13 protein-coding genes are annotated in these 17,209 nt (G+C 58.4%); 12 read left to right on the top strand and 1 reads right to left on the bottom strand.

Annotated features, from left to right (window positions below):
- Positions 1-164: 164 nt before the first annotated feature.
- Entirely contained in the window at positions 165-1,808 is a 1,644-nt protein-coding gene (gene bshC / locus BLR08_RS08250) for a bacillithiol biosynthesis cysteine-adding enzyme BshC (RefSeq protein WP_256257439.1), read from the top strand.
- Positions 1,809-1,839: 31 nt separating this feature from the next.
- On the top strand, positions 1,840-3,108 hold the full coding sequence (locus tag BLR08_RS08255; protein ID WP_072328705.1) for an adenosylhomocysteinase: 1,269 nt from the start codon (positions 1,840-1,842) through the stop codon (positions 3,106-3,108).
- A gap of 340 nt (positions 3,109-3,448) precedes the next feature.
- Here the strand turns inward: BLR08_RS08255 and BLR08_RS08260 are convergent, their stop codons facing one another.
- Positions 3,449-3,877, bottom strand: a complete 429-nt coding sequence (locus BLR08_RS08260; protein ID WP_072328706.1) for a hypothetical protein — start codon at positions 3,875-3,877, stop codon at positions 3,449-3,451.
- Positions 3,878-4,065: 188 nt separating this feature from the next.
- On the opposite strand from BLR08_RS08260, the gene BLR08_RS08265 reads away from it, so the two are divergent.
- The 10 genes from BLR08_RS08265 to murD all read left to right on the top strand — a co-directional run bounded on the left by BLR08_RS08265 (position 4,066) and on the right by murD (position 17,167).
- The gene (locus BLR08_RS08265) at positions 4,066-5,232 is read left to right on the top strand and encodes a DUF4349 domain-containing protein (protein WP_083536771.1); all 1,167 of its coding nucleotides are present in this window, start codon (positions 4,066-4,068) and stop codon (positions 5,230-5,232) included.
- Positions 5,233-5,388: 156 nt separating this feature from the next.
- Entirely contained in the window at positions 5,389-5,826 is a 438-nt protein-coding gene (mraZ, locus tag BLR08_RS08270) for a division/cell wall cluster transcriptional repressor MraZ (protein ID WP_072328707.1), read from the top strand.
- A gap of 35 nt (positions 5,827-5,861) precedes the next feature.
- Positions 5,862-6,818: a 16S rRNA (cytosine(1402)-N(4))-methyltransferase RsmH gene (gene rsmH / locus BLR08_RS08275; protein ID WP_176835456.1), complete on the top strand. Its 957-nt coding sequence runs from the start codon at positions 5,862-5,864 to the stop codon at positions 6,816-6,818.
- 52 nt (positions 6,819-6,870) lie between these two features.
- On the top strand, positions 6,871-7,305 hold the full coding sequence (locus tag BLR08_RS08280; RefSeq protein ID WP_072328709.1) for a cell division protein FtsL: 435 nt from the start codon (positions 6,871-6,873) through the stop codon (positions 7,303-7,305).
- Between the two features lie 27 nt (positions 7,306-7,332).
- Complete coding sequence (locus BLR08_RS08285; RefSeq protein ID WP_072328710.1) at positions 7,333-9,723, top strand: penicillin-binding transpeptidase domain-containing protein; 2,391 nt, start codon at positions 7,333-7,335, stop codon at positions 9,721-9,723.
- 73 nt (positions 9,724-9,796) lie between these two features.
- The gene (locus BLR08_RS08290; protein WP_083536772.1) at positions 9,797-11,803 is read left to right on the top strand and encodes a stage V sporulation protein D; all 2,007 of its coding nucleotides are present in this window, start codon (positions 9,797-9,799) and stop codon (positions 11,801-11,803) included.
- A gap of 73 nt (positions 11,804-11,876) precedes the next feature.
- Positions 11,877-13,370, top strand: coding sequence for a UDP-N-acetylmuramoyl-L-alanyl-D-glutamate--2,6-diaminopimelate ligase (locus BLR08_RS08295; RefSeq protein WP_072328711.1), 1,494 nt, complete (start codon positions 11,877-11,879; stop codon positions 13,368-13,370).
- Entirely contained in the window at positions 13,367-14,776 is a 1,410-nt protein-coding gene (gene murF, locus BLR08_RS08300; protein WP_072328712.1) for a UDP-N-acetylmuramoyl-tripeptide--D-alanyl-D-alanine ligase, read from the top strand. The genes BLR08_RS08295 and murF overlap by 4 nt, the downstream gene beginning before the upstream one ends.
- Positions 14,777-14,780: 4 nt before the next feature.
- Positions 14,781-15,743, top strand: a complete 963-nt coding sequence (gene mraY, locus BLR08_RS08305) for a phospho-N-acetylmuramoyl-pentapeptide-transferase (protein ID WP_072328713.1) — start codon at positions 14,781-14,783, stop codon at positions 15,741-15,743.
- A 2-nt stretch (positions 15,744-15,745) separates the two neighbouring features.
- Positions 15,746-17,167, top strand: coding sequence for a UDP-N-acetylmuramoyl-L-alanine--D-glutamate ligase (gene murD, locus BLR08_RS08310; protein WP_072328714.1), 1,422 nt, complete (start codon positions 15,746-15,748; stop codon positions 17,165-17,167).
- Positions 17,168-17,209 lie beyond the last annotated feature (42 nt).

Here is a 17,209-nt window from a genome sequence, read left to right on the forward strand (position 1 = left end):
GACGCGCTCTCGCGTATCCGGCGGGCTTTTTGGGTTACTTTGGCGGGGAGGCCGGGCTGTCCGGTTTGTTTTGACGATTTGGGTTATCCTGTGTACAATAAAGTTGTTTGCTGGCTTACCTACGAATGGGAGGCAGCTAACCAAATATAAGAGAGGCGGCGGGTATGTTGCAGATAGACGCGATCGACTGGCATTCCGGCCAGCCTTTGACTGACGATTACATACGTCGATATGCCTTGACGGGCGACCTATTTGATTATAATCCGTGGGATGCCTCCAGCTGGGAAGAGCGTGCAGTCTGGCTGGATAAGGAGCGCAGCTTCGGGGCGGATCGCGACAAGCTCGCCGATGTGCTGCACGCGTTCAACATGCGCGCGGGCGGCGTGCCTCAAGCCTTGCAGGCGGTCGATAAGCTGCGTGACCCGCGGACGCTGTGCATCGTCGGGGGGCAGCAGGCGAGCTTGTTTGGAGGACCGCTGCTTGTGCTTTACAAGGCGATATCGCTCATCCAGGCGGCTAGAGCGGCCGAGCGGCAGCTTGACAGGCCGGTGATCCCGGTATTCTGGATCGCCGGAGAGGATCATGACTTTGATGAGGCGAACCATGTGCTGGTGCTGACGCCGGAGAGCAAGGTGGAGAAAATCAAGCTCGCTCATCCCGGAGGCCCGCGCACGTCCGTCAGCCGGACGATGATTGCCGAGGAGCAATGGGAAGAAGTGCTCGCACAGTTGGAGCAGTCGCTGCTGCCGACCGAATATAAGGACGAAGTCGTCGCCCGTCTTCGCGAGGCGGTACGATCGTCTTTGTCGCTGGTCGATACGTTCGCCAAGCTGCTCGCTTCGCTGCTCGGCCGCGAGGGGCTGGTGCTGCTCGACTCCGACGATCCCGCCCTGCGCGAGCTGGAGGGGCCGATGTTCCGCGTCCTGCTGGAGCGAAGCGGCGAGCTGAACGAAGCGATTGCGGAGGGCAGCGCCCAGGTGAGGAAGCAGGGCTACGAGCCTCAGGTCGAAATTTACCCGAACGGGGCCAATCTGTTCGTCTACGATGAGACGGGCGAACGCGTGCTGCTGTATGAGGACGAGGCGCGGACGGGTTACACGGACCGCCGGGGCGAACGCCGCTTCAGCCGCGAGGAGCTGCTCGCCTGGACGGATGAGGAGCCCGGCCGTCTGAGCAACAATGTGATGACGAGACCTCTGATGCAGGACTATTTATTCCCGGTGCTGGCGACCGTGCTTGGGCCGGCTGAGATCGTCTACTGGGGCCAGACGAAGCAGGCGTTTCATAAGCTGGGCATGCGCATGCCGATCGTGCTCCCGCGGCTTGTGTTCACGCTGCTGGAAGGTCCGGTGCAGAAGCATATGCAGAAGCTGGGGCTCACCTTGAGCGATGTACAGGAGCGGCTGCAGGAGAAGCAGGAGTCCTGGCTGCGAGAGCGGGATCAGCTTCAGGTAGAACGGCGGTTCGCCGAAGTCGCCCAGCGCTTCCGGACCGACTATGAGCCGCTCGTGGCAATGCTGGGTCAGATCAATCCGGGACTGCAGACGCTGGGCGCAACGAATCTGGGGAAAATCATCGAACAGATTGACTTCCTCCGGCAAAAAGCGGAAGATGGACTACGTACGCAGAATGAAGCCGGGTTGCGTCAGTTTACTCGAATCGGACAGTCGATTGCGCCGGGCGGGAAGCCGCAGGAGCGGGTGCTGAATATGGCGCCTTATTTCAACAAGTACGGGGATTTCTGGCTCCAGGAGCTGGTGAACACCGAGATTCCGCTCGACGGCAAGCATCGTATCTGTTATATGTGAGGTATATTAAACAAGCTTAGGAGGAATGACAGTGGCTAATAGTACGGCAGACCGCAGCATTATCCGCGATATTTCGCTCGCGCCGGAAGGACATTTGAAGATCGATTGGGTGAACGCCCATATGCCGGTGTTGAACAAGATCCGGGAGCAGTTCGAGAAGGAGCAGCCGTTTAAAGGATTGAAGGTGGCCATTTCACTCCATCTGGAGGCCAAGACGGCGTACCTCGCCAAGGTTGTGCAAGCCGGCGGAGCGGATGTCACGATCTGCGGAAGCAATCCGCTGTCCACGCAGGATGATGTGTGCGCCGCTCTCGTGGAGGACGGTATTACCGTATTCGCGAAGTATAATCCTGAGCCGCAGGAATACAAGGAACTGCTGATCAAGACGCTCGAAACCGAGCCGGACCTTATAATCGACGATGGCGGGGATTTGGTGACGATCCTTCATTCGGAGCGCAAGGATCTGGCGAAAAATGTCCGCGGCGGCGCCGAGGAAACGACGACCGGCATTCTGCGGCTGAAGTCGCTGGAGAAGGACGGGCAGCTGCAATTCCCTATGGTTGCCGTCAACGATGCCTTCTGCAAATATTTGTTCGATAACCGCTACGGAACGGGGCAATCCGTCTGGGACGGCATCAACCGGACTACGAACCTTGTGGTAGCGGGCAAAACCGTTGTCGTGGTCGGCTATGGCTGGTGCGGCAAAGGCGTTGCGCTGCGGGCCAAAGGCCTCGGCGCCAATGTCATCGTCACTGAAATCGACGCCATCAAAGCGGTCGAGGCGTACATGGACGGATTCGCCGTCATGCCGATGCTCGAAGCTGCCAAGCAGGGCGATTTCTTCGTAACGGTAACGGGCAACCGCGACGTGATCCGCGGCGAGCACTACGAGGTGATGAAGGATGGCGCGATTCTGTCGAACGCCGGCCACTTCGACGTCGAGGTGAACAAGCCTGAGCTTGAGGCCCTGTCGGTATCGAAGCGTACCGTGCGCCGCAATATCGAGGAGTATACGCTGAAGGACGGCCGCAAGTTCTACCTGCTGGCCGAAGGCCGTCTCGTTAACCTGGCAGCCGGCGACGGACATCCTGCCGAGATTATGGATATGACTTTTGCGCTGCAGGCGATGTCGCTGAAGTACGTCAATGACAATTACGAGCAGATCGGCAGCAAAGTCGTCAATGTGCCTTATGAGCTCGACGAGCAGGTAGCGCGCTTCAAGCTGGCTGCGCTCGGCTTTGGCATCGATTCCTTGACCGACGAGCAGAAGTCTTATCTGGACAGCTGGGCGGAGCATTAATTGCGGGGTCCGGTGCGCGGATGGTCAGCCGGTTGGCTGGCTTGAGGGTGGATTGGGGCTGGCGTAGCCTGTATCCAAGCAGCAGGTAAACATAAACAAAAAAGGTCGAGTTCAGGGCAAGTGACAGCCTGGCTCGGCCTTTTTTTCGTAATGCAGGGAAAAGAAGCTTTTCCCGCTGGAAGCAAAAAAGCCCCTGATCTAAAAAAACGCTGTCTGGGACAGCATTTTTACAAGAATGGCCTCGGAGCAGGTCTGACTACGGTCGGACGCTTACAGGCCGGCTGCGCTATTTTTGCATACGGGATGAGTTTGCTGTAAGGCTTTATGTAGGCGAGTGCAATCAACGCTGATAGACCGACTTCGTTACGTTGGTCGTATTTTTCCCGGTCTGTTTGTCGGCTGCGGCCGGTTTTTGCGGGGTTGCAGCCGGCGTCGAGTTTTCCTTCTTGGCGTTCGGGCCGGGTTTCGTTTCATTGCCCGTAGGCTTCGGTCCATTGACACCGGGATTCGCCGTATTGGCTGCGGAGGGCGCTTCAGCAGAGCCTGCAGCGGGTGAAATCGCGGGGATGGCGGCCGGATCGGGCACCTGCGAGTCTGTGGCGCTGCCCCCGGAAGTTGCTGCGGCGGGCTCCGGCGGCAGATTGGCCGCGCTCGCGGGCTTAACCCCTTGCTGCCGGATGGATTTCTCCCAATGACGGTTTCCCAGGATAAGAACAAGGATCAAAATGATCGCTAAAATGAAAACACTCCAACGCTGTGCGGTAATCATAAGAGACTTTCCTCCTGCCAACACCGTTCTGAAATAGTTCTGAATGCTTAAGTATAGCACAATTTTACCAGGAAGAAGCGTTTCTGTCCAAAATGATGCAACAACACCGTCCCAACCTGCGTCCATGTCAGTAGAAGTATCCATGAAAGGCTATGGCGGTGCTTCAATAGGCTACGGGGGGCAGGAATATGAAAACGGGTGTGAACGCAGCGCAGTGTTCGGCAGATGGAGCGGAAGAGAGAAACCGGCTGAGCGCGGGGCGGAGACGGCATAGAGAAAGAGGAACCGCGGTCAAACTGCTGCTGGCGGGTACGGCGCTGGCCTTGCTGCTCGCGGGATGCAGCTCAAGCAGCCAGGAGAAGGCGGATATGATGCAGGTCAATGACGCAGCCATGCCGACGGCCGATTCGAAGGCCTCAGCTTCGGCAGGCAGTGCTCCTATGGAGGCAAGCAGCACGGCGGCGAACACAGCGGCCCCGGGCCAGACCGCCGGCATGACGGGCACCGGCGCGGCGCAGGCAGGAGCGGAAGACCCGTTCAGCCGCAAGATCATCTATCGAGCCAATCTGTCCATGCAGGTGGAAAGCTACAAAGAGACGGAGGAGCTCGTGCAGGAAGCTGTGCGCAGCGCCGGAGGATATGTGCTGCAGTTCAGTGAAAATGCTTCGGCGGCGGAAAAGTTCGGCACCTTCGTCATCAAGGTGCCTGCCGCGGGTTTTGAGTCGCTGATCAGCCGGTTCGAGAAAATTAACCCGGCGATGCGCAAATCGATGGAAGGCCAAGACGTTACCGAAGAGTATGTGGACCTCTCATCGCGGCTGAAGGCCAAGGAGCTTATGGAAAGCCGCCTGCTCGCTTTTATGGAGAAGGCGACCAAAACCGAGGAGCTGGTGTCCTTCTCGACAGAGCTGGGCAAGGTTCAGGAGGAGATCGAGCGGATCAAGGGAAGAATGCGCTATCTGGAGCAAAATGTGTCCTACTCGACGATCGAGCTGCGCATCGTGCAAAAGATCGCTTCCGCCGACGTGATCGGCGCGCAGGACCGCGGCCCGCTGGGCAAGCGCGCTGCCCAAGCGCTGGACGGCTCTCTGGCTGTCATGGGCGTCGTCCTGCAGGGAGTTATCGTCATAGCTGCGGGAGCGCTGCCTGTTCTGGTCCTGCTGGCGGTTGTCGGTTTGCCGATTATCTGGTACCGCCGCAAGCGCAAAGCGAAAATGGCCCTGCTGCGCCAGCAGAGGCTGGAGGATAATCGCCGGGAGGCTGCGGGCACCGCTCCTGAAGTCCGGCAGCCCCGGCAGGAAGCGGGCTCGGCAGCAGACGGCCCGCAGTCCGGCGAGGAGCCGAAGCAAACTTAGAGGCCGGCATGCCGATATTTAAGATGCAACCCAAACGGACATGAAAAAATCCTGTTTCTTCGAAAGAAGAAGCAGGATTTTTGTGTATTTGGGAGAATAGTTACTGTACAGGTGGTGGAAAGTGGGGTAAAGTGGGTAAAAAGGGGGTGGCAATCGGTGTTCATGGGGGAATATCAGCATACGATCGACGAAAAGGGCCGGATTATCATCCCGGCGAAGTTTCGCGAAGCCCTCGGAGCATCGTTTATAGCCACTCGCGGTTTGGACCAGTGTTTGTTCGTTTACCCCATGCAGGAATGGTCGTCTTTGGAGCAGAAGCTTAAAGCGCTGCCTCTGATGAAATCGGATGCCCGCGCTTTCACGCGCTTTTTCTTTTCCGGCGCAACGGAATGCGAGCTTGACAAGCAAGGCCGGGTCAATCTGCCGGGTATGCTCGTTGATCACGCCAAGCTCGAGAAAGATTGCGTCGTCATCGGCGTTTCCAACCGGGTGGAGATTTGGAGCAAGGCGATCTGGGAAAGCTATTTCCAGCAGTCCGAGGAATCGTTTGCGGAAATAGCGGAAAAGCTCGTCGACTTCAACTTTGACTTTTAGTTCAGGCAGCAGGCCGATGTAGGAGGATGGAAGCCGTGTTTCATCATGTAACCGTACTTAAGCAAGAAGCGGTGGAAGGTTTACATATTCAGTCTGACGGGATTTACGTGGATTGTACGCTCGGCGGAGCCGGGCACAGCTTGGAGATCGCCTCCAGGCTTGGGCCAAACGGGCTGCTGATCGCCTTTGATCAGGACGATGCGGCGCTGGCGAATGCCAAGGAAAGGCTAGCCGGCGTCTGGGACCGGGTTAGGCTGGTGCGCAGCAACTTTCGTTATCTCGAACGGGAGCTGTCCCGGATACCGGAGGCTTGCCGGACGGGGCGTCCCCAGGTGAACGGGATTTTGTTCGACCTCGGCGTGTCGTCGCCGCAGCTCGATGAGGCCGATCGGGGCTTCAGCTATAACTATGACGCAGAGCTTGACATGAGGATGGACCGGACAGCTCCGCTTACGGCCAAAGATATTGTGAATGACTGGCCCGAGAAGGAAATCGCCGATATTTTATTCGAGTACGGGGAAGAGAAGTTCTCCCGGCGCATCGCAGCCCGTATCGTGGCAGCCCGTGCCGTCGCTCCGATCGAGTCGACCGGTCAGCTGGTCGAGCTGATTAAGGAAGGGATTCCAGCCGCGGCCAGACGGACGGGACCGCATCCGGCCAAGCGCAGCTTCCAGGCGCTGCGGATAGCCGTGAACGACGAGCTGGGGGCTTTCGAGGACGCGCTGAAGCAATCGGTGCGCTGCCTGGCCCCCGGAGGCAGAGTTGCGGTCATCACGTTCCACTCGCTGGAGGACCGGATCTGCAAGCAGACATTTGCCGGCTACGTAGCCAAGTGTACCTGCCCTCCGGACTTTCCGATGTGCGTATGCAACCCGGCCGGGGGACTGAAGCTGGTCAACCGCAAGCCGATCGAGCCAGGGGGCGAAGAGCTGGAGGCAAACCCCAGGGCGCGTTCCTCGAAGCTGAGAATTGCAGAGAAGCTGACGCAATAGCATCAACCAAATCATAGAAGCCGAACCTTAACGCGCGAAGGGGGAAAACAAGTTGCCGGCATACATGCATGGAAATCTTGCAGTCGAACAAAAGACGGAGCAAAAACCGAAGGTTCAGGAAAGCAAGCGAGTCGTTTACCGGAAAAAAACGCTGCCCATGCAGGAGAAGCTGCTGTATTTGTTTACAGTTGCCATCTGCGTGGTTGTGGCAGGCGTTATTATCGTGCGCTACGCGCAAATCTATGAGATGAGCACCCAGATTCGCGATATTGAGGCGAAGATCGTCAAGCTCGAATCGGAGAACAGCATCCTGAAGCAGAAGCTGGATGCCGCTATTGAGCCTCATCGCATGCTGGAGCAGGCCAAGGAGATGGGCTTCAAAACAGCGGAGCCGAATCAAGTGAAGCCAGGCACGGACAAGACGGCCACGAAGCAGGGGAGCGCGAAATCGACGGTAAGCGCAAAGAAAACGAAGGATCAGCCCTGATCCGAGAGGAATAAGGGAGAGGATAAGATGACGAAAAAAGTAAAATTGCGTTCGCTGCTGATCGGAGGGGCATTCACCCTCCTTTTTGCTGTCCTGGTAGGACGGCTTTATTGGGTACAGGTCGTGCAGGGAGCCGAGCTGCTGGAGCAGGCCAAAGCAAGATGGGCGCTCGACAAAACCATCCAGCCGGTCCGCGGAGCCATTACCGACCGCAACGGGAAGCTGCTTGCTGAAGATGCGCCTTCTTATACGATTGCGCTGTTGCCGCAGATTATCCGCGATCAAGGGCTTGAGCTGGATATCGTAAAGGGGCTCGCTCCCATCCTCGCCCCGCCGGATGACGCCGCTGCGCTGATGGCGATGGAAGAGCGGATACGCTCCAGGCTGAACAAGACGCGCGAGGACGGCAAGACGCTGCTGGCTCAGGTGGAGCTGGGGAACGAAGGCTGGAAAATCGATGCGGAGACGGGGGACAAGGTCAAGGCGCTGCGCGAAGAGCTGCAGGCCAAGCTGAAGCAGCAGCAGGATAACTTGAAGGTCAGAGGAAGCCAGCGGAAGATGGAAACCGGCATTGAGCTGCGACCCGAAATCAAGCGCTTTTATCCGGCGGAGAAGCTGGCCGCTCATCTGATCGGCTATATGAACAAAGAAAATGTGCCGGTCATGGGGCTGGAGCAGACGCTCAACGACTACCTGAAGGGTCAGCCGGGAGCGCTTTATTACGAGAAGGCACCCAAAGGCGTAGGGCTTCCCGATCCTAAAAACCGGTATACGCCGGCGGTCAACGGCAACAACGTCACATTGACTATTGATAAAAACATCCAATTTTACATAGAGAGCGCTATCGAGAAGATGTACGAGAAGTACAAGCCGAAAAGCATGACGGCGATCGCGGTCGATCCGCAGACGATGGAAATTTTGGGAATGGCCAATGCCCCTACCTTTAACCCGAATAAATATTGGGAAACCAAGGATATGCGCAATTTTATGAATCATGCGATCGCCTCCCAATATGAGCCGGGCTCGACCTTCAAGCTGGTGACGCTGGCGGCGACCGTGGAGGAAGGGCTGTTTAATCCCGAGGAAGAATTTCAATCGGGGTCGATTCGAGTGGCGGACCGGCGGCTGCATGACCATAATATTTCCGGATGGGGAAAAATTAAATATATTGAAGGCTTAAAGCGTTCGAGTAACGTGGCGTTCGTCAAGCTGGGCACCGAGAAGCTTGGCAATGAACGGCTTCGCCAATATATCGACAAGTTTGGCTTCGGCGCGCGGACAGGCATCGACATCCCCGGTGAAGTGAAGGGGATTGTCAATATGCGGTATGCGCCGGACTTCGCGACAGCTACCTACGGACAAGGCCTGACCGCCACCTTGCTGCAGCAAACCTCCGCTTATGCGGCTATTGCTAACGGGGGCAAGCTGATGAAGCCTTATTTGATCAAGGAGATTAAGAATCCGGATACCGGCGAAATCGTGCAGCAGACGCAGCCGCAGGTTATCCGGCAGGTCGTCTCGGAGAAAACCTCCAAGCAGGTTGGCGAATATTTGGAGCAGGTCGTCTCTGACCAGGCGATAGGCACAGGGAGAAACGCTTATATCGATGGATACCGGATCGCCGGTAAAACCGGCACCGCGCAAAAAGTATTGCCCGGCGAGAAAGGCTACGCCGACGGCGTATGGGTCATTTCCTTTATCGGTTACGCTCCGCTGGAGAATCCGCGCATCCTCGTTGCAATTGTAGCCGACGAGCCGGACCTCGGCGGCGACTATCACCGGGGCGGCGAAGTGGCGGCTCCGGCTTTCCGGGAGATTGTGTCCCAGTCGCTGCGCCATATGGGGATTGCTCCGACCCAGGAGACGGCAGCCAAGACACCGTCGGCATCCGGCAAAACCAAGGTGCCCGATCTGACGGGCATCAGTCTGGATCAGGCGAAGGCGCAGATGAATAAGCTGGGCGGGGCTGTCGAGCCGCTCGGCAAGGGCAGCGCCGTTCTCGCCCAAAATCCGGCCGCCGGTACAGAAATGGGGGCAGAGCAACGAATCTATGTATTGATGGAGGAAGCGAGCGGCGTAGCCGTGCCGAATTTGAACGGCAAGTCGTTCCGGGATGCGCTGGAGGTATGCTCGCTGCTGGAAATCCGCTGTCAGTCGAATGGCGAAGGTTATGTGGCCGATCAGACGTTGAGCGGCGAAGGCGGCAACCGTACGTTGACGTTGACGCTGCGTCCGTATACCGAGCTGACGAACGAAGCTGTGAAGAACGAGGATAAGACGAAAGACAAAAATACGGAGAAAAGCGCAGATAAGCAGTCAAGCTCCGGCACGGATGCAAAGGAGGGAGCGGGTGAGGGCGGCAAAGCCTCCGGCTCAGGCTCTTCTACAGGCGCCAAGGAAAGCCAAGGGTCCCGATAGCTTGTTCTAACCCCGGGTTGTCCTGAATAGGGATGTTAGGAAACCATTCTTGTTCAGGAGGGATTGAGCGGGCATGAAGGCATCGAACGTAACGGTTCGTCGACGACTATTCGCCGCACTGATAATAGGAACGATTTTGTTTATCGCGCTGGTGGTGCGGCTCGCGTTTGTGCAGATCTGGATGGGGCCGAAGCTGTCCCAGGAAGCGGAGGACAACTGGCGGCGCAATATCGAAGTGACGGCCAAGCGGGGCGAGGTGCTGGACCGCAACGGCGTTCAGCTTGCCTATAATATCAGCACGCCGACAGTGATGGCGATTCCCGTTCAGATCAAGGACCCGAGAGCGACGGCTTCCGCCTTGGCGACAGCGCTGGATGCCGATGAAGAGACGATCTACAAGCAGATCACGGTTCGCCAATCGCAAGTTTATATCAAGCCGAGCGGCCGGAAGATTACGCAGGAGAAAGCGCAGGAAATCCGCAATCTTCAGCTGCCGGGCATCGTCGTGGCGGAGGACAATAAGCGGTATTATCCGTTCGGGGGGCTAGCCGCTCATATTCTGGGCTTCACCGGGGGCTATAATCAAGGACTGACAGGCATAGAATTGAAGTACGACAAGCTGCTCAAGGGAATTAACGGCAGTATCCAGCATATGGTGGATGCCGCCGGGAAGCCGATGCCCGGCTCCAGCGAGCTGTATCGTCAACCGCAGGACGGGCTTAACCTGCAACTGACGATCGACAGCAACATCCAGGCGATTATGGAGCGCGAGCTGGATCAGGCGATGGTCAAATATCAGCCCAAGCATGTCATCGCCATCGCGATGGACCCGAGCAACGGGGAGATTTTGGCGATGGGCTCCCGGCCGGGCTTCGAGCCGGGCAACTACGGGGCTTATCCGGTGGAGAATTACAACCGCAACCTGCCGATCTGGATGACTTACGAGCCGGGATCTACCTTCAAGATCATTACGCTGGCCGCAGCGCTTGAGGAAAAGAAGATCAATCTGAGCGATCCGTTCTACGATAAAGGCTCGATCGAGGTTGCTGGCGCCCGGCTTCGCTGCTGGAAGCGTCAAGGCCACGGCAGCGAGACCTTCCTGCAGGTCGTGGAAAATTCCTGCAACCCCGGGTTTGTCGTAATGGGAGACCGTCTGGGCAAGGAGAAGCTGTTCAGCTACATTCATAATTTCGGCTTCGGCAAAAAAACGGGCATCGATCTCGGCGGCGAGGAGAACGGCATCATGTTCAAGCCGTCCCGCGTCGGTCCCGTCGAGCTGGCGACTACGTCATTCGGCCAGGGGGTTTCGGTGACGCCGATCCAGCAGGTGGCGGCCATCTCGGCGGCCATCAATGGCGGCAAGCTCTATCAGCCGCATGTCGCGCGGGCGTGGTATAAGCCGGAGGACGGCGAATTGGTGCAGAAGGTCGAGCCAAATCTTGTCCGCCAGGTCATCTCGGAGCAGACGTCCAAGCAGGTGCGCGAGACGCTGGAGAGCGTCGTAGCGAACGGCACCGGCCGCAACGCGTTTATCGACGGATACCGGGTGGGCGGCAAAACGGGTACGGCTCAGAAAGTCATCAACGGCCGATATTCGTCGGATGAGCATATCGTTTCGTTTATCGGCTTTGCGCCGGCGGACGATCCGAAGGTTGTGATCTATGCGGCGGTTGACGATCCGCAGGGCGTCCAGTTCGGCGGTCTGATTGCGGCTCCGCTCGTGAAAAATATAATGGCCGACACGCTGCGCTATATGAAGGTGCCTCCGCGGACCGATCAGCTGGACCGCAAGTACGTCTATGGAGACACGCCGATCGTCGAGGTGCCCGAGCTGGTGGGACGCACAGTCTCCGATATTTATGAGGACCTGAACATGAACTTTCAGCTGGCCAAGTCGGGTGTAGGTAAAACCGTGATCAATCAGGTTCCCAAAGCAGGTACCCGCGTGGAGCAGGGCTCTACCATCCGCATCTACTTGTCCGACACAGGAACGCCCGGCGGGCCTGCGCCTACTTTGGTGCAGCCGGCTGTCCGCGAGCCTTCGTTATGGGAGAGGGTTCGCGAGATTTTTAGCAGGTGAATAAAAATAGGCTTTTCATCGCGCTAGTTTTTGTACATAATAGATACCATGTGTAAAAATGGAGGGACTCTCGATGCAGCTTAAGGAACTGTTCGCCCAGCTGCTTACAAGCCGGCTTATCGGTGACGGCGATACGGAGGTAACCGGGCTCGCGATCGATTCCCGGAAGGTGAAGCCGGGCGATGCATTCATATGTATACCGGGCCTGGCAAGCGACGGGCATGACTATGCCGAGACGGCCGTCAAGAAGGGGGCCGTCGCTCTGGTAGCCGAACGCGAGCTGGAGCTCGGGGTTCCCGTACTGCTCGTACGGGACGCAAGGAGCGCGATGGCGGCTCTCGCCACTCATTTCTACCGGCATCCGAGCCGGGAGCTGCGCTTGATCGGAGTGACAGGGACGAACGGCAAGACGACGACGACTTATGTGCTGGAGCATATAATAAGCGATCAAGGCTTCCGGACCGGCCTGATGGGCAATATCCACATCAAGGTGGGCGACGAGTACCGGGAGAACCTGGCGACCAATACGCAGGAGGCGCTGGAGCTGCAGCGCATTCTCCGGGAAATGGCCGATTGCGGCACAGACTATACGCTGATGGAAGTATCCTCGCATGGGCTGGACAGAGGACGGGTGAAGGGCTGCCGGTTCCGGACCGCGATATTTACCAATCTCACTCAGGACCATCTGGATTATCACGGGACGATGGACCGGTACCGCGATGCCAAAAGCCTGCTATTCTCCAGGCTGGGCAACGAATATGCGGCACATCCGGATGAGCGGCAGTTCGCTGTGTTCAACGCGGATGACCCTGCTTTCGAAGCGTTCCTTCAGGTGACGGCAGCCCAGACGATCACCTATGGGATCGACCGTCCGGAAGCGGATGTAAGGGCGGAGAACATCGTGATGACAGCGGAGGGCACGTCGTTTCGCTGCGTCACCTTCAAGGGCTCGGCGGATATCCGTGTCCGGCTGGTCGGGCGGTTTAACGTCTACAACGTGCTGGCATCCGTTGCCGCCGCCCTCGCGGAGGGGATAGAGCTGGAGCGCATCGCCGAAAGCCTGTCAAAGCTGCATGGCGTAGAAGGGCGCATGGAAGTCGTCAGCGCGGGCCAGCCCTATCTGGTGCTTGTCGATTATGCGCATACGCCGGACGGGTTGGAGAATGCGCTGGCAACCATCCGGCAATTTGCCGAAGGCCAGGTGATCTGCGTTTTCGGCTGCGGCGGAGACCGGGACCGGACCAAGCGGCCCCTCATGGGGGCCGTTGCCGCCAAGTACAGCGATTACGTCCTGGCAACCAGCGATAATCCGCGGTTCGAGGACCCTGAGCGCATCCTGCTGGATATTGAACCGGGTTTGCGCGAGGCGGGCGCGGACGACAGCCGTTACGAGCTGATCGCGGACCGCAGGGAAGCGATCAGCCGGGCGATAAGCCGGGCGAAGCCGAAGGATATCGTGCTGATCGCGGGCAAAGGGCATGAGACCTACCAGGAGACAGGCGGCGTCAAGCATCCGTTCGACGACCGGCTGATCGCCAAACAAGCGATAAGGGGCGAGCTGTCGTGATCAAACGGACATTGGCTGATATAGCCGCCATGGCGGGAGGCCGCCTCGAGCTGCCTTCGGCGGAGGAAATAACGGTACGGGGCGTATCCAAAGACACGCGGACCTTGGCCCCGGGCAATCTGTACATTCCGTTGATCGGCGAAGCCTTCGACGGTCATCGGTTCGTCACGGCGGCGTTCGAGCGCGGAGCGGCGGCATCGCTATGGCAGAGCGGACATCCGGGACAGCCGGAAGGCGTGCCGCTGATCGTCGTTGACGATTGCCTGGCGGCTCTTCAGCGTCTGGCCGTCGCCTACCGGAAGCAGCTGAAAACCCGCATCGTCGGCATTACCGGCAGCAATGGCAAGACAACGACCAAAGATTTTACGGCGTCCGTCTTGTCCACTGTGTTTCGGGTACACAAAACCGGCGGTAATTATAACAATCATATCGGTCTTCCGCTCACGCTGCTGGAGCTGGCGGAGGACACGGAAATAGCCGTGCTGGAGATGGGCATGAGCGGCCGGGGCGAAATCGAGCTGCTCTCGAAGCTCGCCGAGCCTGAAGTGGCCGTCATCACCAATATCGGAGAAGCGCATCTGCTGCAGCTCGGCAGCCGGAAGGAGATTGCCCGTGCAAAAACGGAAATTTTGTCCGGCCTGCAGCCCGGCGGAACGCTTGTGTACAACGGCGACGAACCGCTGATGGAGCTTGCATTGACGGAGCTCGCGCAGGCGGGAGCCCGGGAGAAGGACTCTTACCTCCGGGTGCGGTTTGGAGCGGTAACAGGGAATGAGCTGTTTCCCGCCGGCATAAGCATGGATAGGAAGGGTTCGCGCTTCAAGCTCGGCGGCGGCGGAGAACGGGAATATCATATTCCGCTTCTGGGTGCTCATAATGTGCTGAACGCATTGGCCGCCTATGCGGTCGGACGGTACTTCGGCCTGGACGACGACGCAATCGCCGCCGGCTTGTCCGGCGTAACGGTAACCGGGATGCGCATCGAGGTGCTGCAGGCGCCGGACGGGCTGACCGTCTGGAACGATGCTTACAATGCCAGTCCGACGGCGATGCGGGCGGCGTTGACGCTGCTGCATGAAGCCGAGGGGTACGGGCGGAAATTTGCCTGTCTCGGCGATATGCTGGAGCTGGGCCCGGATGAGGCCGAGCTGCACCGGGAGGTCGGCCGCTTCCTCGATCCTGGCGAAGTTGCGGGCGTATTCGCCTTCGGCCCGCTTGCGGCCTATCTGGCCGAAGGGGCGATGGAGCGATTCCCGGCAGGGACGGTAATGCATTATCAGGATAAAGAGGAGCTGGCTCGCGCGCTCCGCGCTGCCGCAGCGCCGCAGGATGTGGTGCTGATCAAAGGATCACGCGGCATGCGCATGGAGCAGGTAGCCGCTTTTGTTATGCAATTGGGGGGGTAAACCGGTGGATTTTAAAATTGTGATGATCACGCTGGGGGTAGCATTTCTGCTGGCGCTGATTATGGGGCCGCTCGGCATTCCGCTGCTGCGGAGGCTGAAGTTCGGACAACAGATCCGGACCGACGGGCCGCAGGGCCATCTGAAGAAAGCGGGCACGCCGACGATGGGCGGCATCATCATCATGCTGGCCCTGGCGCTGGCCGTCCTGCGCTTCGGAGAAAAAAATCTGGAGACGGTGATCCTGCTGCTGGCATCGCTCGGTTACGGGTTTGTCGGATTTCTGGATGATTATATCAAAATTTTATTCAAGCGCTCGCTGGGGCTGACAGCCAGGCAGAAGCTGTTCGGGCAGCTGCTCATTGCAGCCGTCGTTTGCTACCTGCTTGTTTTGTCCGGGCACAGCACGGAGATCCGGCTTCCTTATCTGAATATCATGTTCGATATGGGCTGGCTTTACTTCCCGTTCGTCGTCTTCCTGATGCTGGGCACGTCCAATGCGGTCAACTTCACGGACGGTCTGGACGGTTTGCTGGCGGGCACGAGCGCCATTGCTTTCGGAGCCTATGCCATCATCGCGCTGAACAATACGCAGCCGAACGTGGCTATTTTCTCGGCGGCGATGGTTGGAGCCGTGCTTGGATTTCTCGTATTCAACGCTCATCCGGCCAAGGTATTTATGGGAGATACGGGATCGCTCGGCATCGGCGGAGGTTTGGTGGCGGTTGCGATTTTGACCAAGGCGGAAATTTTGCTGGCCTTGATCGGCGGGGTGTTTCTGATCGAGATTTTGTCGGTCATCATCCAGGTCGTTTCTTTCAAAACCCGGGGGAAACGCGTATTCAAGATGAGCCCGATCCATCACCACTTCGAGCTGGTTGGCTGGTCCGAATGGCGGGTCGTAATTTCGTTCTGGACGGCCGGTATTCTGTTGGCCGGTGTTGGACTCTATATTAATGAGGTGTTGTAAGGATGGAGCATCCTGCTGCTTACCGCGGACGCCAGGTCGTTGTACTCGGCCTGGCGCGCAGCGGTGTCGCCGTTGCCAAGTGGTTTCATGAGGCCGGGGCGTATGTAACGGTTAACGATAAGAAAGAGCGCGAGGGATGCCCTGAAGCCGACGATCTGGAGGCTCTGGGTATTTCTGTTGTTTGCGGGAGTCATCCCCCTGGCCTGATCCACGAAGGGGTGGCGCTAGTGGTGAAAAATCCGGGAATCCCGTACAGCGTCGAGCCGGTGCGGCGGGCTGCCGAGCTTGGCATCGACGTGGTGACCGAGGTGGAGGTGGCGGCTGGTCTCAGCAAAGCTCCGATCATCGGAATCACCGGCTCCAACGGCAAAACGACGACGACGACGTGGACCGGCCTGATGCTGGAGGCGGGTGGTCTGAAGCCGATCGTTGCCGGCAATATCGGGCGAGCTTTGACGGAGGCTGCGCTGGAGGCCGGGGAAGACAACCGGATGGTCGTCGAGCTCAGCAGCTTCCAGCTGAAGGGAACGCAGGCTTTCCGACCGGCCATCGCCTGTCTGCTGAACGTCTACGAGACGCATCTGGACTACCATGGTTCGATGGAGGATTATGTCCGCTCCAAGCAAAAGCTGTTCGCCAACCTGGGGCCGGAGGACACGGCCGTGCTGAACTGGGACCAACCGGTCTGCCGCCAGACGGCAGAGGGCTTAACCTCTCGCGTGCTTCCTTTCTCCGTGCGCCGGGAGCTGGAGTACGGCTTGTACGCAAAGCCGCCGCTGCTGGACGCGAAGGAAGCGGGACAGGCGTCGATGCTCGTCTACAGGGATGAGCAAGGTGTGGAGCATCCGATAATCCGGCATGACGAGCTGGGCATTCCAGGCAGCCACAATGTGGAAAATGCGCTTGCCGCTTCGGCGATCGCTATCGCCTCGGGCGTCTCGGTGGCTGTCATCGCCGAGGTGCTGCACAGCTTCCACGGGGTTGAGCACCGGCTGGAATTTGTGGCCAAGAAAGACGGCGTGCTGTTCTACAACGACTCCAAAGCGACCAATCCGACGGCTACGATCAAGACGATCGAGTCGTTCAGCCAGGACATTGTCCTGATCGCCGGAGGGCTTGACCGCGGGTCCGACTACATGGAGCTGCTGCCGGCTCTGGCCAGGCAGGTCAAAGGGATTGTGGCGTTCGGGGAGACGAAGGACAAAATCGTCCGGGTCGCGAGGCTCGCAGGCATGAGCAGGGTGAAAACCGTCGATACTGCTAAGCAAGTGCAGGACGCGGTGACGGAGGCGGTGCGCGCAGCGTTCGCCTTGGCCGAGCCGGGCGATGTCGTGCTGCTTTCGCCGGCTTGCGCCAGCTGGGATATGTTTCCTTCTTATGAAGAGAGGGGACGCATGTTTAAGCAGTCCGTGCATAACCTTTAAACAGGAGGGTGACAAGCTCAGCCTGCACCAGGCTGCATGGCC

This window comes from Paenibacillus sp. cl123 (genome assembly GCF_900101595.1).
Lineage (GTDB): Bacteria > Bacillota > Bacilli > Paenibacillales > NBRC-103111 > Paenibacillus_G.

What these genes read in the sequence shown, in the direction of transcription:
- BLR08_RS08260 (WP_072328706.1), bottom strand. Translation starts at nt 3,877, where the DNA reads ATGATTACCGCACAGCGTTGGAGTGTTTTCATTTTAGCGATCATTTTG.
- bshC (WP_256257439.1), top strand. Translation starts at nt 165, where the DNA reads ATGTTGCAGATAGACGCGATCGACTGGCATTCCGGCCAGCCTTTGACT.
- BLR08_RS08265 (WP_083536771.1), top strand. Translation starts at nt 4,066, where the DNA reads ATGAAAACGGGTGTGAACGCAGCGCAGTGTTCGGCAGATGGAGCGGAA.
- BLR08_RS08295 (WP_072328711.1), top strand. Translation starts at nt 11,877, where the DNA reads ATGCAGCTTAAGGAACTGTTCGCCCAGCTGCTTACAAGCCGGCTTATC.
- murD (WP_072328714.1), top strand. Translation starts at nt 15,746, where the DNA reads ATGGAGCATCCTGCTGCTTACCGCGGACGCCAGGTCGTTGTACTCGGC.
- BLR08_RS08285 (WP_072328710.1), top strand. Translation starts at nt 7,333, where the DNA reads ATGACGAAAAAAGTAAAATTGCGTTCGCTGCTGATCGGAGGGGCATTC.
- BLR08_RS08290 (WP_083536772.1), top strand. Translation starts at nt 9,797, where the DNA reads ATGAAGGCATCGAACGTAACGGTTCGTCGACGACTATTCGCCGCACTG.